Here is a 20,895-nt window from a genome sequence, read left to right as displayed (position 1 = left end):
CGCCACGGCAATTGCGGTTGTCGGCGGGCCTCGGGTCGCCTAAACCCGGACCCAGTGTCAGCCAGAGGTTCCAACATGCGCCTGTCCCGCTATTTTCTGCCGGTTCTCAAGGAAACGCCCTCGGAGGCGCAGATCGCCAGCCACCGCCTGATGCTGCGGGCGGGCATGATCAAGCAATCCTCGGCCGGGATCTATTCCTGGCTGCCGCTCGGCTTCAAGGTGCTGCGCAAGATCGAGACCATCGTGCACGAGGAACAGGCCCGCGCCGGCCATGTCGCCATGCTGATGCCAACGCTGCAATCCGCAGACCTGTGGCGTGAAAGCGGCCGCTACGACGCCTACGGCCCCGAGATGCTGCGGATCCGCGACCGGCAGGACCGCGATATGCTGTATGGGCCGACGAACGAGGAGATGATCACCGACATCTTCCGGTCCCATGTGAACAGCTACAAGGATCTGCCGCTGACGCTGTACCACGTCCAGTGGAAATTCCGCGACGAGATCCGCCCCCGGTTCGGCGTGATGCGCGGCCGCGAATTCCTGATGAAGGACGGCTACAATTTCGACCTGACCAAGGAAGACGCGCTGCACGCCTACAACCGTCACCTGGTCAGCTACCTGCGCACCTACGAACGCATGGGCCTGCAAGCGATCCCGATGCGCGCCGATTCGGGGCCGATCGGGGGGGATGACACCCATGAGTTCCTGGTGCTGGCCGACACGGGCGAATCAGAGGTCTTCTACGACAGCGAGATCACGGACCTGAAATTCGGCGACCGGGAGATCGACTACGACAGCCATGACGCCTGCCGCGCGGTGCTGCAGGAATTCACCTCCCGCTATGCCCGTACGGACGAAACGCATGATGCCGAGCTGTTCGCACAGGTCCCCGAAGACCGCCGCCGGACCGCACGCGGGATCGAGGTGGGGCAGATCTTCTACTTCGGGACCAAGTATTCCGAACCGATGGGCGCCACGGTGCAGGGTCCGGACGGCAAGCCCGTGCCGGTGCACATGGGCAGCCACGGCATCGGCGTCAGCCGCCTGGTCGGCGCCATCATCGAGGCGAACCACGACGACAACGGCATCATCTGGCCGGAGGGGGTGACCCCCTTCCACGTCGGTATCGTCAACCTGAAACAGGGCGACGCCGCGACGGACCAGGCCTGCGAGGCGCTGTACAAGGGGCTGGAGGCGATGGGTCTTGAGCCGCTTTACGATGATCGCAAGGAACGCGCGGGCGGCAAGTTCGCCACCATGGACCTGGTGGGCCTGCCCTGGCGCCTGACCGTCGGTCCGCGCGGGCTGAAGTCCGGGGTGGTGGAACTGACCTGCCGCCGCAGTGGCGAGAGCGAGGAGATGGCGCCGGAGGCCGCGCTGGCCCGCATCGCGGAGATCTACACCCCGCACCATCCCGTCCGCCCGCTGCCCGAACCGATGGCCGGGCGCGACTTCTCCACCTGGATCTGAAGGGCGGCGCAGGGCCGCCCAGTGATGGGACGGCCTGCCGCGCGGCTGCGTTCGAGACAAGTTGAAGGGCCCCGCGTCACATGACGCGGGGTCTTTTGCCGCGCTCAGTAGCCCTGTTCGCGGTCGACGCGATGCAGCAGCGGCTGCCCGGCCTCGGCACGGACGATGTTTTCGGCGATCACTTGCGAGGCGGTATCGGGCCGCGTCTCCGACGCGATATGCGGCGTCACCGTGACGCGCGGGTTGGCCCAATAGGGATGATCGGCGGGCAGGGGCTCCTGCCGGAAGACATCCAGCGTGGCATGGGTGATCCGGCCCGCGTCCAGCGCCGCCAGCAGCGCCGCGTCGTCGATCAGCCCGCCGCGCCCCGGGTTCACGATCACCGCCCCGGCGGGCAGGGCGGCCAGGGTCGTGGCGTTCAGCAGGTTCTCCGTCGACGGGGTCAGCGGCAGCAGCAGCACGACCGTCGCGGCCTGCGACAGGCATTCGGTCAGGCCCCGTGGGCCGTGAAACGTCTCGATACCCGGCAGGGACTTGGGATTGCGGCTCCACCCTCTGAGCGGAAAGCCAATCGCCCCCAACGCGCCCGCGCAGGCCTGCCCCAGTTCACCCAGCCCCAGGAGGGCGACGGGACGGTCCTGGGCCAGCGGCGGCACCTTGGGGGCCCAGTCGCCGGATTGCCGGGCCAGGAAATAATCGATGTCCAGGTGGTGGCGCAGCACCTGGCCGGTCACCCATTCCGTCATGCCCTGCCGCAGCCCGTGATCGACCATCCGGGCCAGCGGCTGGGTCAGGGTATCGTTGCCGACGATGCCTTCCACTCCGGCCCAGAGGTTCAGAACCGCCTTTGTCCGGGTATAAGGGCGGAAATCCTGCAAGGTCGAGGACGGCGCGTAAACGATGTAGTCCACCTGGTCGGGCGCGAAATCGGTGCGCAGGTCATGGGCGATGCCGGCGGCGTCCAGCGCGGTTTTCAGCGGGCTGCGATAGGTCTCCCACATGCGGGGACCGGCGGCGAACAGGATATTGGGCATCGTTACCTCGGTTTGTGGACATGCGCGCTTTGGACCAGGCCAAAGGCCAGCATCAGCACCAGCATGGCAGAGCCGCCGTAGCTGACCAGAGGCAATGGCACGCCGACCACCGGCGCCAGACCCATGACCATCGACATGTTGACCGCGAAGAACAGGAACAATGTCGTCGCGATCCCCAGCGTCAGCAGAGAGGCATAGCGGTTCGAATTCGACAGGGCGGAGGCGATGCAGAAGAAGATGATCAGCGCATAAAGCCCCAGCAGGGAGATCCCGCCAAGAAAGCCGAATTCCTCAGCCAGGGTGGTAAAGATGAAATCGGTCTGCTTTTCCGGCAGGAAATTCAGGCGCGATTGCGTGCCCTGCATGAACCCCCGCCCGGTCCATCCGCCAGAACCAAGCGCGATCTTGGATTGCGTGATGTGATAGCCCGCCCCCAGCGGATCGGTTGAGGGGTCCAGGAAGGTGTCGATGCGGCGGAACTGGTAATCCTTCAGCAATTGCCAATCCGTGCCACGCGATTCGAAGACCGCCGCCACCAACCCGGTGGCCGCCGCGATCACGGCGGCGAAATAGGCCCAATGCACTCCGGCCAGGAACATCAGCGCCCCGCCCCCCGTCAGCAGCAGGATGGAGGTGCCCAGGTCGGGCTGTTTCAGCACCAGGAAAGTCGGCAGGACGATGAAGATCACCGGGATCGCCACCCAGAGCGGATGGGAGACCTTCTGGACCGGCAACCAGTCGTAATAGGCGGCCAGGAACATCACCAGGGTGATCTTCATCAGCTCGGACGGTTGCAACCGGATGAAGCCGAGGTCGATCCAGCGCTGCGCCCCCATCCCGACAGAGCCGAAGAACTCCACGAAGACCAGCAGCATCAGCGCGGCCAGGTAGGCCAGCGCCGACATGTTGCGCCAGAACCAGATCGGTACCAGCCCAATGACGATCATCAGGATGAACCCGGCGGCGAACCGGCGCATCTGCGGATCGGCCCAGGGCGAGAACGATCCCCCCGCCACGGAGTAGAGCATCAGGAACCCGACAGAGGCGACCGCCGCCAGCAACAGGGCCAGCGCCCAGTTGAGGTACAGAACCTTGCGGATGCCCGAGGGGACATATTTGACGTTGTATTCAAGATAGCTCATGCGCGGCTCTTGGCCTCGGCCTGAAGGGTCGGGCGCAGCGCGCGCAGGCGCTCCTGCTGGGTCTTGATCCGGCCCCGGTCCTTGCTGGGATAGGCGTCCAGCGGCGGATCGCCCTGATAGAGCGCCTGCAAGGTGATGTCGCGCGCGATCGGCGCCGCCGCGGTAGAGCCGCCGCCGCCATGTTCCACCACCACCGACACCGCGATGCGCGGATTGTCATAGGGCGCGAAATCCACGAACAGCGCATGGTCGCGGCGTTCCCAGGGTAGGTCGGCGTTGCTGGTCACCCCGGCGCGGCGTTCGGCGGCGGTGATGTTGCGGACCTGGCTGGTGCCGGTCTTGCCGGCCATCTCGTAGCCTTCGGCGATGATCCGGTTCGAATAGGCCGTGCCGCGCCGCGAATTGGAGACGGAGAACATCGCCGCGCGGACCTGGCGCAGATGCGCCTCGTTCAGGCCCAGGGAGGTGCCGCCGCCGGAGGGCTGTTCGATGCCGTCGATCTTCTTGACCAGGCGGGGGGTAATGGCGCGGCCGGTGGCGATCCGCGCCGACATGACCGCCAATTGCAGCGGCGAGGCCAGGACATAGCCCTGCCCGATGGCGGAGTTCACACTGTCGCCGATCACCCATTCCTCTCCGCGCGCGCGGCGCTTCCAATCCTTGGTCGGGGTCAACCCCTCGGCCACGGCGGACATCGGGATGTCGTGTTTCTGGCCCAGGCCCAGGCGCTGCGCCATCTCGGTGATGCGTTCGATCCCGACTTCCAGCGCCAGTTCGTAGTAATAGACGTCGCAGGATTGCTGTAGCGATTTTTCCAGGTTCACATGGCCATGGCCGACCCGTTTCCAGCAGTGGAACCGGCGGCCGGACACTTCCAGGTGGCCCGGGCAGTAGAACGTGTCTTCGGCGGTGATGATACCTGCCTCCAGCCCGGCCAGCGCCGCGACCATCTTGAAGGTGGAGCCGGGGGGGTAGATGCCCTGCACCGTCTTGGAGGCCAGCGGACGGTACTTGTTCTCCGTCAAGGCGCGGTAGTCGGTGACAGAGATCCCGCGCACGAACAGGTTGGGATCGAAGGTCGGTGCCGAAGCGATGGCCAGCAGGTCGCCGTCCACCAGGTCGATCACCACGGCGGCCGCGCTTTCGCCGCCCAGCCGGGCCTGGACGTAGCTTTGCAGCTCGTAATCGGTGGTCAATTGCAGATCGGCGCCGGCCTTGCCTTCCTTGCGGTCCAGTTCACGCATGACGCGGCCCAGGGCATTGACCTCCACCCGGCGGGCGCCGGCTTCACCGCGCAGGCGGCTTTCCAGCTTGGCCTCCGTGCCGACCTTGCCGATCTGGAACCGGGGGATGCGCAGCACCGGGTCCGGGTCTTCGATGCGCGACAGGTCGTAATCCGACACCGGCCCCACATAGCCCACCACATGGGCAAAGGCCGGGCCCAGCGGGTAATGCCGTGACAGGCCGACCTCCGGCGTGATGCCCGGCAGGGCGGGCGCGTTCACGGCGATGCGGCTGACGTCTTCCCAGGCGACGCGATCGGCCAGCGTCACCGGCAGAAAGGAGGGGGAGCGGCGCATCTCCGTCATTGCGCGCTCCAGCTCCTCGGGGTCGATCTTCACCAGGTTGGTCAACCGGGCGACGGTGCGCTCCACATCGGCGGCATCCTCGCGCACGATGGTGATGCGGTACGCCGGCTCGTTCTTGGCGATGGCGAAACCGTTGCGGTCGAAGATCTCTCCGCGCGACGGCGGGATCAGACGGATGTTGATCCGGTTTTCTTCGGCCAACATGCGGAATTCATCGGCGTGATCCACCTGAAGATAGCGCATCCGAAAAGCCAGCGCGCCGACAAAGGCGCCCTGAAGCCCCCCCAGCAGCAGCCCGCGCCGGGTGATCTTTCGAGAGGACAGCTGCGTGTCGCGGGGGGAACGTTTCATAGCCTGTGTCCCAATGCGTCGACCTCGCCACGGGCGGCCTTGCGCAGACCGAACAGACGCAGCGCGCCGGTGGTCAGCGGATAGGCCAGGATCGTGGCGATGGCCTGTATCAGTGCGAGTTTCAGTTGCAGCGGCCCGATGAAGAAGACCGCCAACGCCAGTTGATAGCCGATCAGCACCATGGCCACGGCCACCGATGCCATGGCCCATTCTGCCGGAAAGGGCAGTTCGCGCAACCCGCGCGACCGGCGTTTGAGCATCTCGCAGGCCAATACCCCGATCGCGGCATATAGCCCCGGCGGCCGTAGCAGGATCAGGTCCGCCAACAGCAGCGCGGCCCCGACCAGCGGGGCGGGCACCAGTTCCGGCCTGCGGATGGTCCAGGCCAGCGTCAGCGCCAGGACCAGGTCCGGTCCGGCCCATTTCGGCGGTACCGTATCCAGCGGCAGGATTCCCGCCAGCAGTACGCCGCAGATCAGCAGGGCAAAGACCGCCCGCAGGGTCCAGATCCGCGTGGCCGAGGCGTTGCGCCCGATCTCAGCCATCCGGCCCGCCCGCCGCCACGGCGGCCCCGGTCTCGATATCGGTGGCCAGCCTGGGCGTGTCGGTGCCACTCTGCGTCGCCTCGCCCGCCGCGCCGACCGTGGCGTCGCCGGACAGGATCAGGCTGCCGGGATTGCTGATCGGCTCGGTCCCCAGGTGGCGCAGCACCCGCAGGAATTCCAGTCGTTCGTAATCCGCCGCCAGCCGCACCCGAAGCCGACCGCCAGGATCCTCGGCCACCTGGCCGACCAGCAACCCGGCAGGAAACACCCCGCCATCGCCGGAACTGACGACCCGGTCACCGGGTCGGATCAGGGCCTCGTTCTCGACAAAGCCCAGGGGCGGGGCGGCGGTGTTGTCGCCCATCACGATGGCTTTCTGCCCGGAGGGCTGGATCGTTACCGGCAGGCGGGAGGATGTGTCGGTCAGCAGGATCACGCGCGACACCTCCTGCCCGGTGCCCGAGATCCGGCCCACCAGCCCGATGCCATCCATCGCCGCCCAGCCATCCACGATCCCGTCGCGCGAGCCGATGTTCAGCAATACGGATTGGCGAAAGGGGGAGCCGCTGTCGGCCATCACGACACCGGTGACATAGGTCAGGCGCGGGTCCAGGCGGACGTTGTTCAGGTCCAGCAGGCGGGCGTTTTCCTGCTCCAGCTGAAGGGCGGCCTCTTTCCACGCCTTCATCTGCTGCAATTCGCGGCGCAATTCCTGGTTCTGGGCGTAGATCCGGCGGTAGGACTGGAAATCGCGCAGGATGTTCACAGCTCCTGTCACCGGCGCCATCACCCAGTCGAAGGAGGGCACGACCTGGTCGATCACCTGGGCGCGGAACCGTTCGACGCGGGGGCTGTCAATACGCCAGACTAGGAAGATCGCGACCAGCAGCAGCACGGTCACGCTGGCCAGAATGCGGCGCAGCGGCCTGAGATAGTCGTCGTCTTGCGATCTGTCCCTTGCCAATGGCGTCTCCCTCGGGCGCGTCGTCGGGGCGGTGGCCCTTCCCCGTCGGGACGGGCGCCGCCTGAATATGGTGACCCGCGATGGACGCGGCTGCAAGCGGCACGGCCGCGACAGGCGCCCCCCGAAGGCGGCCCGGCATGGCGTCGGTGGGCCATAGCCGGGATCAGCCGTTGGGGTCGGGGCCGTCAGCTGTCGTAATCAATCGCGTGCCGCAGCTGTTTCTCGTATTCCAGCGCCTTGCCGGTGCCAAGGGCCACGCAGTTCAGGCTCTCGTCCGCAATCGACACGGCCAGCCCGGTCTGCTCGCGCAATGCAAGATCCAGATCGCCCAGCAGCGCACCGCCGCCGGTCAGCATGACGCCCCGGTCGACGATATCGGCGGCCAGATCGGGGGGGGTCGCCTCCAGCGCGGTCATCACGGCCTCGCAGATCTGTTGCACCGGTTCGGCCAGCGCCTCCGCTACCTGGGCCTGGTTGATCTCCGTTTCCTTGGGAACCCCGTTCAGCAGGTCGCGCCCACGCACATGCATCGACGCACCGCGCCCGTCGTCAGGCATCCTTGCCGTTCCGATGGAAGTCTTGATCCGCTCCGCAGTGCTGTCGCCGACCAGCAGGTTCTGCTGACGCCGCAGGTAAGAGATGATCGCCTCGTCCATGCGGTCGCCGCCCACCCGGACGGACCGGGCGTAGACGATATCACCCAATGACAGCACCGCGACCTCGGTCGTGCCGCCGCCGATATCCACCACCATGTTGCCGGTGGGATCGGTGATCGGCATCCCCGCGCCGATGGCCGCCGCGATGGGTTCCGCGATCAGCCCGGCGCGCCGCGCGCCCGCCGACAGCACCGATTGCCGGATCGCGCGTTTTTCCACCGGCGTGGCGCCATGGGGTACACAGACGATGATCTTGGGCTTGGAAAAGGTGGAGCGTTTGTGAACCTTGCGGATGAAATGCTTGATCATTTCCTCCGCCACGTCGAAATCCGCGATCACCCCTTCGCGCATCGGGCGGATCGCCTCGATGGAGCCGGGGGTGCGGCCCAGCATCAGCTTGGCGTCTTCACCTACGGCAAGAACCTTCTTCACGCCATCCTTGACGTGATAGGCCACGACCGAAGGTTCCGACAGGATCACGCCGCGTCCCTTCACGTAGACCAGCGTGTTCGCGGTGCCCAGGTCGATCGCCATGTCCGAGGAAAAAAGCCCCGGCATCTTGTCGAAAATGCCCATTCTATGTCGTCGTCCCGTATCCAATGCCGAAGGGGTCCGCGACTCCTCGGTGGAGCGAACCCTGACGGCACTTATAGGCATGGGGGCGCCGCAGGAAAAGGGGCGCGTCTGCATGGGTAAGCATCATTCCGCGCGCGGGCTTTCCGATTGCGGGGGGGCGGGAATGCGGCCTAGAAGGACGGGATGTTGTCGTACCAGCATATCTACCACGCCGGTAATCCGGCCGATGTGCACAAGCATGCGCTGCTGTGTTGGATGCTCGCGCGTATGGGGGCCAAGCCCAAGCCGCTGACCTACCTGGAATCCCATGCCGGGCGGGGGCTTTACGATCTCGACGCGCCGGAGGCCCGCCGCACCGGAGAGGCCGATGCCGGGATCGGTGCGCTGCTGGGCGGGCTGGCGGCGGACCACCCCTACCTGCGCGCTTTGGCCGCGGTGCGGGCCGCCCATGGTGCCCGGTTTTACGCCGGATCGCCGCGGCTGGCAGTGGAGTTGGCCCGACCGGGCGATGCGATGCACCTGGCCGAATTGCATCCCGGCGAGTTCGACGCGCTGCATGACACGATGCGGGGGTACGGGGCGCGGCTGCACCGGCAGGACGGGCTGGAGATGGCGATGTCGCTCTGCCCGCCGCAGGTGCGGCGCGGGCTGATGCTGATCGACCCGTCCTGGGAAGTGAAGACCGAATACCGGAGCATCCCGGATGCTCTGCAAAAGCTGCACCGCAAATGGAACGTCGGCGTGCTGGTCCTGTGGTATCCGCTGCTGCGCGACGCCCGGCATCGCACCATGCTTGCCGGGTTGGAGGCGGCGGGACTGCCCGGCGCGGTCCGGCACGAGGTCACGTTTCCCCCGGTGCGCGCGGGCCACGGGATGATCGGCTCGGGCCTGTTCATCGTCAACGCTCCCTTCGGGCTGGAGGAAGAAGCCGCGCGCATCGCAACGCTGTTCGCCTGACCCGAGCGAAGGTGGCAGGCCGCGCCCGTTCCGGCGGCGCGAAGCCTTGGTGCGGCAGTGGGGCGGGGATGTTTGGCGGCGCGGGGCCGATCAAATGCCGGCCGGGGTGAGCATCCTTTGCCCGCCCGCCGAGGGTGCCGCCGGCTGGGTCGGATGTGGACGGGCGTAGTGGTGGCAAATCCACGACGCGTTGCGCGACTGCGGGAAATCCATCGTCCCACCCGTCGGCCAAGGCCATCTGTCCACGGCGCCGCTATCCGGCGTAGTTCGCGCAGGGCAATTCGCCATGGTGGATCGGCATCCAGCCGGCGCCGCGCACCGGTCCCCAGCCGGGGGGATGCAGGGTGACATAGGTCCACTCCCCCACCGGGATATGCCCGAATCCGACATGGTCACCTGGCTGGATCGTTGCCAGGGCGGGCGATGAGGCGTCATGCCCCGCGCGCAGCACCACCGGGCCGCCCTGCCAGCCCAGGCACCCGCCCTCGATCGGGTCGGCCACGGGCAGATCGGAAAGCGCGCGCCGCCACGACAGGTCGTGCAGGTCCAGCTGGATGGCGCGGGTGTTGATCTTGCAGGAAAACCGCCGCTCCTCGGCTTGGATATGCTGCACCATCGCGGTGTCGCCGGGCGACAGCGCCGGCTGCTTGGTCCGGCAATCGCCATTGTCGAACACCGCTTGCCCCAATGCGGAGCCAAAACAATATCCGGCCCGGTCCATCACCGCATTGCGCGTGTACCAGAAATCTTCACAGATACCGCCCGCCCGCAGGGGGCCGGCCAGCATCGACACGGCCAGCGCCGCAAGGAGAAGGATGCGTTCCATGCTCCGCAGCCTTGCCGTCAGGCGACGTCAGGTCAAGCCTGGCGTCGCTTCAGCTTTACAGAAATTCGCAGGATCCGCCCGGAGCTACCGGACACCTAGCCGCGCGTGAGATGCGCGCCCAGCCCGCCCATCAGCCCTTCGAAAATAGGGAAGGAGGTGGCGATCGGGCCGCCGTCATCCACGCCCACCGGCGCCTGCGCGGCCAGTCCCAGGCACAGGAACGACATGGCGATGCGGTGATCCAGCCGGCTTTGCACCACCGCGCCGCCGGGAACGTTGCCCGCGCCCAGCCCGGTGACGTGCCACCAGTCGGGGCCGTCCTCCACCGTCACGCCACAGGCGCGCAGACCCTGGGCCATGGCGTCGATTCGGTCGCTTTCCTTGACCCGCAGCTCCTTGACCCCGTGCATCTTTGTGATGCCCTGCGCGCAGGCGGCAACGACGGACAGCACGGGATATTCGTCGATCATGCTGGCGGCGCGCTCGGGCGGAACCTCGATCCCGTGCATGTCGGGCGAATAGCGCGCGCGCAGGTCCGCGACCGGCTCTCCGCCTTCTTCGCGCGGGTTTTCATAGCTCAGATCGGCGCCCATCTCGCGCAGGGTCTCGAACAGACCGGCGCGGGTGGGGTTCAGGCCGATATTGGGCACCAAGACATCCGATCCCGGCGTGATCAGCGCGGCACAGACCGGAAACGCGGCAGAGGACGGATCGCGCGGCACGGCGATGGTCTGCGGGCGCAGGTCCGGCTGTCCGGTCAGGGTGATGACGCGACCTTCGTCCGAGTGCTCCACCGTGATCTGGGCCCCGAACCCGGCCAACATCCGTTCGGTGTGATCACGGGTCGCTTCCTTCTCGATCACCACGGTCTGGCCGGGCGCGCCCAACCCCGCCAACAGGACCGCCGATTTCACCTGCGCCGATGGGACCGGCACGGTATACCGCACCGGAACCGGCGTCCGCGCGCCTTCGATCATCATCGGCAGCCGGCCACCCGCACGGCCCGTGGCCCGCGCGCCGAACAGCGTCAGCGGATCGGTGACCCGCGCCATCGGCCGGCCGTTCAACGAGGCATCGCCGGTAAAGCACACGGTGATCGGGCAGGTGGCCATCGCGCCCATGATCAGCCGCACGCCGGTGCCGGAATTGCCGCAATCAATCACCTGGTCCGGTTCGGCAAAGCCGCCGACGCCGACGCCGTAGATATGCCAGGTGCCGTCGTCGTCGCGCGCCACCTCCGCCCCGAAGGCGCGCATGGCGCGCGCCGTGTCCAGCACGTCCTGGCCCTCCAACAGGCCGGTGACGGTGGTTTCCCCGACGCTCAGCGCGCCCAGAATCAGGGCGCGGTGGCTGATGGATTTGTCGCCGGGAACATGGGCGGTGCCGGTCAGGGGGCCGCCGGCGCGGGATGTCATCGGGATCGGATCGCCATGGGCGGACATGCGGGCCTCCTGTGCAAGCCCCGCGCTGATAGCGCAGCCGCGCCGTTGAGACCAGAGGGCGCGCGCCCTTTCGCGCCGCCCGGATCATTGCCGGGACCGCTGTCAATGCGCCCCCTGCCGTTGCCTGCGCGCAAGATCCTTTCGCGGACGCAGCGGAATTTCGGGGTTTTCAAGACGCCGCCCCTGCGCTAGCTATTCGCGCATGACGACCATGGCCCATATCGCACCGACCCGCCCGCGCAATCAGCGCGCCGCTCGTCGTGCCGCCCTGGCTCTTCTCCTAACACGCCTCTGAGCGTGCCATTCGGCGCGACCGCTCAGAGGAGTGTCCCCCTCGCGCCATGGCCTTAGGAGAAATTGGAAAGTACGACCATGACACATGCATCTGACCAGGACCGCGTCCTGATTTTCGACACGACCCTCCGCGACGGGGAGCAAAGCCCCGGTGCCACCATGTCCCACGAGGAAAAGCTGGAGATCGCCTCCCTGCTCGACGACATGGGCGTCGATGTCATCGAGGCGGGGTTCCCCATTGCCTCCGAAGGGGATTTCCGCGCCGTGTCGGAGATCGCGAAGAATTCCCGAAATTCCGTGATTTGCGGCCTGTCGCGCGCGAATTTCAAGGATATCGACCGCTGTTGGGAGGCCATAAAGGGCGCTGGACGCAGCCGGATCCACACCTTCATCGGCACCTCCCCGCTGCACCGCGCCATCCCGAACCTGACCATGGACGAGATGGCCGACCGCATCCACGAGACGGTGACCCACGCCCGCAACCTCTGCGACGACGTGCAATGGTCCCCCATGGATGCCACCCGGACGGAGCATGATTACCTGTGCCGCGTGGTCGAGATCGCGATCAAGGCCGGTGCCACCACGATCAACATCCCCGATACCGTCGGCTACACCGCGCCGCGCGAATCGGCGGATCTGATCCGGATGCTGATCGAGAAGGTGCCGGGCGCGGACGACATCGTCTTTGCCACGCATTGCCACAACGATCTGGGCATGGCGACGGCGAATTCCCTGGCCGCGGTAGAGGCCGGTGCCCGCCAGATCGAATGCACGATCAACGGGTTGGGCGAACGTGCGGGCAACACCGCGTTGGAAGAGGTCGTGATGGCCCTGAAGGTGCGCAACGATATCATGCCCTATGCGACCGGCATCGACACGACCAAGATCATGAACCTGTCGCGGCGCGTGGCCTCCGTTTCGGGGTTCGCGGTGCAGTTCAACAAGGCCATCGTGGGCAAGAACGCGTTCCAGCACGAAAGCGGCATCCACCAGGATGGTGTGTTGAAGAACGTCGAGACCTTCGAAATCATGAAGCCGGCCGACATCGGCATCACGGGCGACAATATCGTGATGGGCAAGCATTCGGGCCGCGCCGCGCTGCGCTCCAAGCTCAAGAACCTCGGAGTTGAGCTGGGGGAGAACCAGTTGAACGACATCTTCGTACGGTTCAAGGATCTCGCCGACCGCAAGAAGGAGGTCTATGACGACGACATCCTGGCGCTGGTCTCCATCTCGGATGACGCCACGCCCGATCACCTGGCGCTGAAATCCTTGCGGGTGGTCTGCGGCACCGACGGGCCGCAGCAGGCCGACATGGTGATGGTCGTCAACGGTGCCGAGAAGACCGCCACCACCACCGGCGACGGCCCGGTGGATGCGGCCTTCAACGCGGTCAAGGAGATCTTCCCACACGCGGCCAAGCTGGAGCTCTACCAGGTCCACGCCGTGACCCAGGGGACCGATGCGCAGGCGACCGTGTCGGTTCGCCTGAACGAGGACGGGCGCATCGTCACCGGCTCCAGCGCGGATACGGATACGGTCGTGGCCTCGGTCCGGGCCTATGTCCACGCGCTGAACCGGCTGGTTGTGCGCCGGGACAAGACCGGCGGCGACACCAAGGAGATTTCCTACAAGGACGCCGGCTGATCGGCGATACACGCCCAGTTGACGAAGGCCCGCCATCCCCGGCGGGCCTTCTTGCGTCTCGGGGTGGCGGGTCTGCTCGGGCGTCTGTCCGGGGGGCTGGCCAAGGCGTTCGCAAGGTGCCAGACTGCCCTCCCCTGAGAAGGAGAGGCGCGATGAGTTTCACGGTGGCGATCGACGGCCCGGCGGCCGCCGGCAAGGGCACGATATCCAAGGCGGTGGCGGCGCATTTCGGGCTGGCGCATCTGGATACCGGGCTGCTGTACCGTGCCACGGGGCGCAAGATGCTGGACGGCATGGCCCCGCTGGAGGCCGCCCGCGCGCTGCTGCGCGAAGATCTGGACCGCAACGACCTGCGCACTCCGGATGTGGCCCGCGCCGCCTCCCGCGTGGCGGCGATGCATGACGTGCGCGCCGCGCTGGTCGATTTCCAGCGCGCCTTTGCCCGCCGTCAGGGTGGCGCGGTCCTGGACGGGCGCGACATCGGCACCGTCATCTGCCCCGATGCGGAGGTGAAGCTGTTCGTGACTGCCAGCGATGCGGTGCGCGCCGACCGGCGCTGGCGCGAGTTGTCGGGCACCGGCCACGACGTCACGCTGGAGCAGGTGCTGGCCGATCTGCGGGAACGCGATGCCCGCGACGCCGCCCGTGCCGCGGCGCCCATGGTCCCGGCCGATGATGCCGTGCGGCTGGATACCTCGGACATGGATATCGCCACGGCGGTCGAACAGGCCAAGCAGATCATCACCCGCGCGCTGGAGGCCGCCGGGGGGCGGTAGCGGCCGGGGTGGCCGCCGGCTTCGGTCAGCCACCCGCCCCCGCTGGCCGCCTGATCCGTCCGTGGCATCCGCGCCGCCTTGCCGCGCCGCATGGGCCTGCCCGCGACATTTCCCTTTTTTCCGCCTGCCAGACGCAATATCCCCCTTGTAACCCCGCCCAGCGGGCCGGGCCTGCGTATCGGGCCGACGGGAGGCGGGCACCGGAACAGGGACAGGCAGGATGGACCACCCCAAGGACAGCACGACCGGCCCCGCATCGGCCACCCAGCCGGGCGCAGCGCAGGCGGCGCAGCTGTCGGCGGCGGCGGGGGACATGCTGGTCTGCGACCTGGACGGCACATTGATCCGCACCGACATGCTGTTCGAAACCTTCTGGGCCGCGTTCGGCACTTCGTGGCGCGCGCCGTTCCAGGCGCTACGCGGGCTGCTGGCCGGGCGCGCGGCGCTGAAGGCGCGGCTGTCGGATATCGCCTCCGTCGATGCCGCCACGCTGCCCTATGAACCCGCCGTGCTGGACCGGCTGCGCGACTGGCGCGCGGCGGGCGGGCGCACCGCGCTGGTCACCGCGTCGGACCAGCGCATCGCCGATGGCGTCGCGGCCCACCTGGGCCTCTTTGACGAGGCCCACGGCAGCGACGGCCGGCGCAACCTGAAGGGCGCGGAGAAGGCCAGGTTCCTGAACGAGCGTTATGGGCGCGGGCGCTACGCCTATGCCGGCGACAGCAGTGCCGATCTGCATGTCTGGGCCGACGCCGGAGAGGCGATCACCGTCGCCGCCCCCGTCGCCCTGCGCCGCAAGGCCGAGGCCCTGGCCCCCGACATCAGTCATATCGATCGCCCAGGCGGCGGCTGGGGCCCGATGATCCGCGCCCTGCGGCCGCATCAATGGCTGAAGAACGTGCTGATCTTCCTGCCTTTCGTCACCGCGCATCATTGGGGCGGGGGCGCGGTGCTGACCGCGTTGCTGGCCTTTGCGGCCTTCAGCCTGGTGGCGTCTTCGGTCTATGTGCTGAACGATCTTCTGGACCTGGCGAATGACCGGGTGCATCCGCGCAAATGCCGCCGGCCCTTCGCCAGCGGCGACCTGCCGTTGAAACACGGCACCTGGCTGGCGCCCGCGCTGCTGGGCGGCGGCGTGGCGTTGGCGATCTGTATCGGTCCGCAATTCCTGAGCATCCTTGCGGTCTATTACGTGGCCACGACGGCCTATTCCTTCTGGCTCAAGAAACGCGCCATCGTGGATATCTGCACCCTTGCGGGACTTTACACGCTGCGCATCGTGGCCGGTGGTGCGGCTGGGGGGATCCCGATCTCGGAATGGCTGGTGACGTTTTCCGGCTTCTTCTTCTTTGCGCTGGCGGCGGTGAAACGCCAGGCCGAACTGGTGGATAACGCCGCCACCGGCACGGAACAGCCTGCCGGGCGCGGCTACCATGTCGATGACCGGCCGCTGATCGCGATGATGGCGGTGGCGTCGGGCTATGTTTCGGTACTGGTGATGGCGCTTTACGTGGATAGCGACGCGGTGCGCCGGCTTTATTCCGAACCGACGTTGCTGTGGGGAATCTGCGGCATCCTGCTGTTCTGGATCAGCCGCATCGTGCTGACCACGCACCGGGGCCAGATGCACGACGACCCGGTGGTTTTTGCCGCGCGTGACCGGGTCAGCCTGGTCAGCTTTGCCGGGATCCTGGGGTTCTTTGCTCTGGCGAATTACCTGTGACCCGGCTGGTGGTTCTGTATTCCCTGTTCGCGGTTCTGGCGACGCTGGCCAATCTGGCGGTGCAGCGTGCGGTGCTGGCGCTGGCGGGCGATGCGGCCGTGGGGTTTGCGCTGGCGGTGATTTGCGGAACCGGCGCGGGGCTGGTGCTGAAATACATCCTCGACAAACGCTGGATCTTTGACGACCGAAGCGCCGGGCTGGCGGCGCATGGCCGGAAATTCGGGCTTTATACCCTCATGGGCGTGGCGACGACGGCGATTTTCTGGGGGGCGGAAACGGCGTTCTGGCTGATCTGGGGCACCGATTTGATGCGCGAACTGGGCGCGGTGCTGGGGCTGGCCGTGGGCTATGTGGTGAAATACCGGCTGGACCGGCGTTTTGTCTTCGCACAAGGGGGGCAGGCGGCATGAGCGGGACGCTCTCCGGTTGGGGCCGCTTTCCGGTGACGCAGGTCGCCCGGCTGGCCCGCCCGCGCAGTGAAACGGCACTGCGCGACCTGCTGGCCCAAGGCCCGGTGATCGCGCGCGGCAACGGGCGCGCCTATGGCGACAGCGCGGTGAATGCCGACACGACGGTGGACATGCGCGGGTTCAACCGCATCCTGGACTTCGACGCCGCCACCGGCCGCGTGACCTGTGAAGCGGGCGTGATTCTGGGCGATATCATCACCGCCTTCCTGCCGCGCGGCTGGTTTCCCGCCGTCACGCCGGGGACCAAGCTGATCACCATCGGCGGCGCCATCGCGGCGGATGTGCACGGCAAGAACCACCGCCGCGACGGGTCGTTCGGGCAATACCTCGACTGGATCGACGTGATGGGCGCCGACGGCACCATCACCCGGTGCAGCGCGACCCAGGAGGTCGACCTGTTCCGTCGCACCCAGGGCGGCATGGGGCTGACCGGGATGATCCTGCGCGCCGCGTTCCGCCTGCGCCCCGTCGCCACCGGCTGGATTGCGCAGGACATGCGTCCGGCCCGCGATCTGACCGAGGCGATGCAGATATTCGAGGCCGCGACCGATTCCACCTATGCTGTCGCCTGGTTCGATTGCCTGAGCGGTGGTGACAGGCTGGGTCGGTCTCTGGTCATGCTGGCCGATCATGCGGAGGTGGCGCAGATCCCGTCCTGGCGCCGTGCGCGGCCCTTTGACGTGCCGATGCGCGCGAAACGCAACGTGCCGCTGGATGCCCCGACGAGGGCGCTGAACCGCTATACCCTGCGGGCGTTCAATGCGCTGTATCACTGGAACGGGGCGCGCAAGGCGGGGCCGTCCATCGTCGATTGGGACAGCTATTTCTACCCGCTGGACGCCATTGGGCACTGGAACCGGATCTATGGCAAGCCAGGCTTTGCGCAGTTCCAATGCGTGCTGCCGCTGGATGCCTCCCGCGCCGGGCTGGAGGCGCTGTTGAACCGTATCGCGGCGGCCGGGCAGGGCTCTTTCCTGGCGGTACTGAAACGGCTGGGACCGCAACCGACCGGGGCGCATTCCTTCCCGATGGAGGGCTACACCCTGGCGCTGGATTTCCCGGTGACCGAGGCCGCGCTGTCCCTGCTGGCCGAGCTGGACAGGATCGTGCTGGACCACGGCGGGCGCTTCTACCTGGCCAAAGATTCCCGCCTGGATGCGGCCTTGCTGCACCGCGCCGACCCAAGGCTGGAGGCCTTTGCCCAGGCGCGGGCAGTGGCGGGGCTGGACCACCATTTCAATTCCGGACAATCGCGGAGACTGAACCTGTGACCGAACCCGTCCTGATCATCGGAGGCCGGTCCGACATCGGCCTGGCCATCGCCCATGCCTTTGCCGCCGAAGGGCACCCGATCCAGCTGGCGGCCCGCCGGGCCGAGACGCTGGCCGCCGAACAGCGCGACATCGAATTGCGCCACGGCGTGCAGGTCAGCCTGCATGAATGCGATGCCGTCGCGATCGAGACGCATCAGGCACTGGCCGACAGCCTGCCTGCCGCGCCGGGCATCGTGATCTGCGCCGTTGGCGCCATGGGCGACCAGGAGGCGGATGAACTGGACATGACCGCCGCCGCCGCCGTGATGCGCGCCAATTTCGAGGGGCCGGCCGCGCTGCTGGGCCTTTTTGCCAACCGCATGGCCGAACGGGGGCGGGGGGTGATCGTCGGAATATCCTCGGTCGCGGGGGACCGGGGGCGGGCCACGAATTACATCTACGGATCGGCCAAGGCCGGGTTCACTGCTTATCTTGCCGGTCTGCGCAACCGCATGGCGCGGCAAGGTGTGCATGTGCTGACGGTCAAGCCGGGCTTCGTCAACACCGCGATGACCGAGGGGATGGACCTGCCCGGAAAACTGACCGCCGAGCCGGCCGAGTTGGGCGCCGCCGTGCTGCGCGCGGTCCGGCGGCGGCGCAATGTGATCTATGTGCGGCCCATCTGGTGGCTGGTCATGGCGATCATCCGCAACATCCCCGAGGCCTTGTTCAAGAAGATGCGGATCTGAACCGGGCAAGATGTGGGGGGCGGGCAGGGGGGCGCTGCCCCCCCTTGAGCGCGCCGCGCTCAATTCACCCCCGCGGTATTTCGGCCCGAAGGGGCCGGGCTGCGCAGCCGCGGTTCGGGGCAATGCGGAGGCCAATGAAAAAGGCCCGCCGGATTTGGCGGGCCCAGGTTGTTTTCATGGGTGCACAGGTTCAGGCGGCCTGAGCGTCCTTGCCGAAGCGGGCGTAGAAGGACTGGTTCTTCTCCGCCATCTCCCGCAGAAGGGCGGGGCAGGCAAAGCGGTCGCCGAAGGCTTCGGTCAGCTGGTCGCAGCGTTCGGCGGCATAGGGCGTGCCGATGATGTCCAGCCAGGCGAAGGGGCCACCGGACCAGGGCGCGAAGCCCCAGCCGAGGATGGCGCCCACGTCGCCTTCCCGAATGTCTTCCAGAACGCCCTCTTCCAGCGCGCGGACAGCTTCCAGAACCTGGGCGAACATCAGGCGATGCTGCACCTCGACCAGCTCTGGCTGGTCATCGCGTACCGGAGCGAGGTCGGCCAACCCCTCCCAGAAGCCTTGCCGCTTGCCCTTCTCATCATAGGCGTAGAAGCCGGCGTTGGCCTTCCGGCCCAGCCGCCCCTGGTCGTAGAGCGCCTGCATCAGGTCATCCACGGGCTGCATGTCGGCGGGATAGGCATTGCCCATCGCGGCCTTGGTCGCCGTTGCGATCTTGACCGCCAGGTCGATGGAGGTTTCGTCCACCAGTTGCAGAGGCCCGACCGGCATGCCCAGCATCCGCGCGGCGTGATCGACCAGCGCGGGGGATACGCCCTCGGCCACCATCCGGGCGCCTTCGTTCAGATAGGGGATGATGCAGCGGTTGGCGTAGAAGAACCGCGCGTCATTGACCACGATGGGCGTCTTGCGGATCTGGCGCACGTAATCCAGCGCCTTGGCCACCGCGCGATCGCCGGTTTCCCTGCCCTTGATGATCTCCACCAGGGCCATCTTCTCCACCGGAGAAAAGAAGTGGATGCCGATGAACTGCTCGGCCCGCGACGAGGCCTGCGCCAGGTCCGAGATCGGCAGGGTGGAGGTGTTGGTGGCAAAGATGCAATCGGCGGGGATCACCGCCTCCACGTTCTTCGTCACCTCGGCCTTGATGGCGGGATCCTCGAACACCGCCTCGATGATCAGATCGGCATCCTTCAGCGTATCGTAGTCGGTGGTCGCGGTGATGAGGGACAGCATCTTCTGCTTCTTCTCCTCGGTCACCTTGCCGCGCTTGATCCCCTTGTCCAGGTAGCTTTCGGTATAGGACTTGCCCTTGTCGGCGGCCTCCTGCTTCTGGTCGATCAGCACCACCTCGATCCCCGCCTGGGCAGAGACCAGCGCGATGCCCGCGCCCATCATGCCGGCGCCCATGACGCCCAGCTTCTTCACCCGCTGATCGGGCGCTTCGGGGCGGTTGGCGCCTTTCTCCAGCGCCTCCTTGTTCAGGAACAGCGACCGGATCATCGCCCCGGACGAGGGGTTCATGATCACGTTGGTGAACCACCGCGCCTCGATCTTCAGGGCGGTGTCAAAGGGCACCATGGCGCCTTCGTAAATGGCCGACAGCATGGCGCGCGGCGCCGGAAAGGCCCCCCAGGTCTGGCCGTTGATCATCGCGTTGGCCCCGACAAAGGTCTGGAACCCTGCCGGATGATAGGGCGCGCCGCCGGGCATCTTGTAGCCCTTGGCGTCCCAGGGCTTCACCAGATCCGCATCGGTGGCGTTCAGCACCCACTCCCGCGCGGCGGCGAGGGGATCGGCCGCGACCTCGTCGATCAGCCCGGCCTTGGCCGCGGCCGCGGGGGCCAGCGACTTGCCCTGCAACAGGAACGGAGAGGCGCCCATCACCCCCAGCTTGCGCACCAGCCGCGTGGTGCCGCCACCGCCGGGGAAGATGCCGACCATGATTTCCGGCAGGCCGATCTTGGCCTTGGGATTGTCGGCGGCGAAGATGCGATGGCAGGCCAGCGGCAATTCCAGCCCGATGCCCATGGCGGTGCCGGGCAGGGCGGCGGCGATGGGCTTGCCGCCCTTCTTCGTCTTGGGGTCCATGCCCGCCAGTTCGATCCGGCGCAGGCGCTTGTGCAGGTCCATGATGCCGTCGAACACGGCTTCGACGCCGTTGTCCTTCATCGCGCCCAGCACGTTCAGGTCCATCCCGCCGGCAAAACTGTCCTTGCCCGAGGTGATGACGAGGCCGCGCACGGCATCATCGGCCAGCGCGTCCTCGACATGGGCGGCGAGTTCCTCGCCGCCCTTCAGGGTCAGGACGTTCATGCTTTTGCCCGGCAGATCCCAGGTGATCACAGCGACGCCGTCGGCGCCTTTTTCCATCGTGAATTCGGTCATGTGTCTCTCCGTTTCGAGAGGTGAAAATCGTGGTGGGGCCGCGCGCCCCGC

17 protein-coding genes are annotated in these 20,895 nt (G+C 67.0%); 8 read left to right on the top strand and 9 right to left on the bottom strand.

What is annotated here, in order from left to right:
• Positions 1–75 precede the first annotated feature (75 nt).
• On the top strand, positions 76–1,470 hold the full coding sequence (proS, locus tag G5A46_RS02150; protein ID WP_163846865.1) for a proline--tRNA ligase: 1,395 nt from the start codon (positions 76–78) through the stop codon (positions 1,468–1,470).
• 104 nt (positions 1,471–1,574) lie between these two features.
• Here the strand turns inward: proS and G5A46_RS02145 are convergent, their stop codons facing one another.
• The 6 genes from G5A46_RS02145 to G5A46_RS02120 form a co-directional block, all read right to left on the bottom strand.
• Complete coding sequence (locus G5A46_RS02145) at positions 1,575–2,504, bottom strand: 2-hydroxyacid dehydrogenase (RefSeq protein ID WP_163846863.1); 930 nt, start codon at positions 2,502–2,504, stop codon at positions 1,575–1,577.
• 2 nt (positions 2,505–2,506) lie between these two features.
• A complete protein-coding gene (rodA, locus tag G5A46_RS02140; RefSeq protein ID WP_163846861.1) occupies positions 2,507–3,646 on the bottom strand; it encodes a rod shape-determining protein RodA in 1,140 nt (379 codons plus the stop codon).
• Complete coding sequence (gene mrdA / locus G5A46_RS02135) at positions 3,643–5,586, bottom strand: penicillin-binding protein 2 (RefSeq protein ID WP_163846859.1); 1,944 nt, start codon at positions 5,584–5,586, stop codon at positions 3,643–3,645. Before mrdA ends, rodA begins: the two co-directional genes overlap by 4 nt.
• Positions 5,583–6,131 (bottom strand): rod shape-determining protein MreD, encoded by a 549-nt coding sequence (locus tag G5A46_RS02130; RefSeq protein ID WP_163846857.1) that lies wholly within the window; start codon positions 6,129–6,131, stop codon positions 5,583–5,585. The genes mrdA and G5A46_RS02130 overlap by 4 nt, the downstream gene beginning before the upstream one ends.
• The gene (mreC, locus tag G5A46_RS02125) at positions 6,124–7,095 is read right to left on the bottom strand and encodes a rod shape-determining protein MreC (RefSeq protein ID WP_163846855.1); all 972 of its coding nucleotides are present in this window, start codon (positions 7,093–7,095) and stop codon (positions 6,124–6,126) included. The genes G5A46_RS02130 and mreC overlap by 8 nt, the downstream gene beginning before the upstream one ends.
• A gap of 185 nt (positions 7,096–7,280) precedes the next feature.
• Entirely contained in the window at positions 7,281–8,327 is a 1,047-nt protein-coding gene (locus G5A46_RS02120; protein ID WP_163846853.1) for a rod shape-determining protein, read from the bottom strand.
• 183 nt (positions 8,328–8,510) lie between these two features.
• Here G5A46_RS02120 and rlmJ point away from each other — a divergent pair, with 183 nt between their 5' ends.
• Positions 8,511–9,284: a 23S rRNA (adenine(2030)-N(6))-methyltransferase RlmJ gene (rlmJ, locus tag G5A46_RS02115; RefSeq protein ID WP_163846850.1), complete on the top strand. Its 774-nt coding sequence runs from the start codon at positions 8,511–8,513 to the stop codon at positions 9,282–9,284.
• Between the two features lie 253 nt (positions 9,285–9,537).
• Here the strand turns inward: rlmJ and G5A46_RS02110 are convergent, their stop codons facing one another.
• Positions 9,538–10,110: a DUF4453 domain-containing protein gene (locus G5A46_RS02110; RefSeq protein ID WP_163846848.1), complete on the bottom strand. Its 573-nt coding sequence runs from the start codon at positions 10,108–10,110 to the stop codon at positions 9,538–9,540.
• 95 nt (positions 10,111–10,205) lie between these two features.
• Positions 10,206–11,552 carry a 3-phosphoshikimate 1-carboxyvinyltransferase gene (aroA, locus tag G5A46_RS02105; RefSeq protein ID WP_163846845.1) on the bottom strand — a complete coding sequence of 449 codons (1,347 nt, stop codon included), beginning with the start codon at positions 11,550–11,552 and terminating at the stop codon, positions 10,206–10,208.
• Positions 11,553–11,924: 372 nt separating this feature from the next.
• Between aroA and G5A46_RS02100 the strand changes: the two genes are divergently transcribed.
• The 6 genes from G5A46_RS02100 to G5A46_RS02075 all read left to right on the top strand — a co-directional run bounded on the left by G5A46_RS02100 (position 11,925) and on the right by G5A46_RS02075 (position 18,464).
• A complete protein-coding gene (locus tag G5A46_RS02100) occupies positions 11,925–13,493 on the top strand; it encodes a 2-isopropylmalate synthase (RefSeq protein ID WP_163846843.1) in 1,569 nt (522 codons plus the stop codon).
• 152 nt (positions 13,494–13,645) lie between these two features.
• Entirely contained in the window at positions 13,646–14,269 is a 624-nt protein-coding gene (locus tag G5A46_RS02095) for a (d)CMP kinase (protein WP_163846841.1), read from the top strand.
• A gap of 220 nt (positions 14,270–14,489) precedes the next feature.
• A complete protein-coding gene (locus G5A46_RS02090) occupies positions 14,490–15,992 on the top strand; it encodes a UbiA family prenyltransferase (protein WP_239520580.1) in 1,503 nt (500 codons plus the stop codon).
• Complete coding sequence (locus G5A46_RS02085; RefSeq protein ID WP_204318677.1) at positions 15,989–16,402, top strand: GtrA family protein; 414 nt, start codon at positions 15,989–15,991, stop codon at positions 16,400–16,402. The genes G5A46_RS02090 and G5A46_RS02085 overlap by 4 nt, the downstream gene beginning before the upstream one ends.
• Entirely contained in the window at positions 16,399–17,733 is a 1,335-nt protein-coding gene (locus tag G5A46_RS02080; RefSeq protein ID WP_163846839.1) for an FAD-binding oxidoreductase, read from the top strand. Before G5A46_RS02085 ends, G5A46_RS02080 begins: the two co-directional genes overlap by 4 nt.
• A complete protein-coding gene (locus G5A46_RS02075) occupies positions 17,730–18,464 on the top strand; it encodes an SDR family oxidoreductase (protein ID WP_163846837.1) in 735 nt (244 codons plus the stop codon). Before G5A46_RS02080 ends, G5A46_RS02075 begins: the two co-directional genes overlap by 4 nt.
• Before the next feature lie 190 nt (positions 18,465–18,654).
• Here G5A46_RS02075 and G5A46_RS02070 read toward each other — a convergent pair whose 3' ends face one another.
• Positions 18,655–20,844 (bottom strand): 3-hydroxyacyl-CoA dehydrogenase NAD-binding domain-containing protein, encoded by a 2,190-nt coding sequence (locus tag G5A46_RS02070; protein WP_163846836.1) that lies wholly within the window; start codon positions 20,842–20,844, stop codon positions 18,655–18,657.
• Positions 20,845–20,895 lie beyond the last annotated feature (51 nt).

Origin of the sequence: Pseudooceanicola aestuarii (assembly GCF_010614805.1) — a bacterium.
GTDB classification, from domain to species: Bacteria; Pseudomonadota; Alphaproteobacteria; order Rhodobacterales; family Rhodobacteraceae; genus Pseudooceanicola; species Pseudooceanicola aestuarii.
This window is presented reverse-complemented; position numbering and strand designations above follow the sequence as displayed.

Excerpts from the sequence above, each read along its gene's own strand:
- proS (WP_163846865.1), top strand. The coding sequence starts at position 76 with ATGCGCCTGTCCCGCTATTTTCTGCCGGTTCTCAAGGAAACGCCCTCG.
- G5A46_RS02145 (WP_163846863.1), bottom strand. The coding sequence starts at position 2,504 with ATGCCCAATATCCTGTTCGCCGCCGGTCCCCGCATGTGGGAGACCTAT.
- rodA (WP_163846861.1), bottom strand. The coding sequence starts at position 3,646 with ATGAGCTATCTTGAATACAACGTCAAATATGTCCCCTCGGGCATCCGC.
- mrdA (WP_163846859.1), bottom strand. The coding sequence starts at position 5,586 with ATGAAACGTTCCCCCCGCGACACGCAGCTGTCCTCTCGAAAGATCACC.
- G5A46_RS02130 (WP_163846857.1), bottom strand. The coding sequence starts at position 6,131 with ATGGCTGAGATCGGGCGCAACGCCTCGGCCACGCGGATCTGGACCCTG.
- G5A46_RS02120 (WP_163846853.1), bottom strand. The coding sequence starts at position 8,327 with ATGGGCATTTTCGACAAGATGCCGGGGCTTTTTTCCTCGGACATGGCG.
- rlmJ (WP_163846850.1), top strand. The coding sequence starts at position 8,511 with ATGTTGTCGTACCAGCATATCTACCACGCCGGTAATCCGGCCGATGTG.
- G5A46_RS02110 (WP_163846848.1), bottom strand. The coding sequence starts at position 10,110 with ATGGAACGCATCCTTCTCCTTGCGGCGCTGGCCGTGTCGATGCTGGCC.
- aroA (WP_163846845.1), bottom strand. The coding sequence starts at position 11,552 with ATGTCCGCCCATGGCGATCCGATCCCGATGACATCCCGCGCCGGCGGC.
- G5A46_RS02100 (WP_163846843.1), top strand. The coding sequence starts at position 11,925 with ATGACACATGCATCTGACCAGGACCGCGTCCTGATTTTCGACACGACC.
- G5A46_RS02095 (WP_163846841.1), top strand. The coding sequence starts at position 13,646 with ATGAGTTTCACGGTGGCGATCGACGGCCCGGCGGCCGCCGGCAAGGGC.
- G5A46_RS02090 (WP_239520580.1), top strand. The coding sequence starts at position 14,490 with ATGGACCACCCCAAGGACAGCACGACCGGCCCCGCATCGGCCACCCAG.
- G5A46_RS02080 (WP_163846839.1), top strand. The coding sequence starts at position 16,399 with ATGAGCGGGACGCTCTCCGGTTGGGGCCGCTTTCCGGTGACGCAGGTC.
- G5A46_RS02070 (WP_163846836.1), bottom strand. The coding sequence starts at position 20,844 with ATGACCGAATTCACGATGGAAAAAGGCGCCGACGGCGTCGCTGTGATC.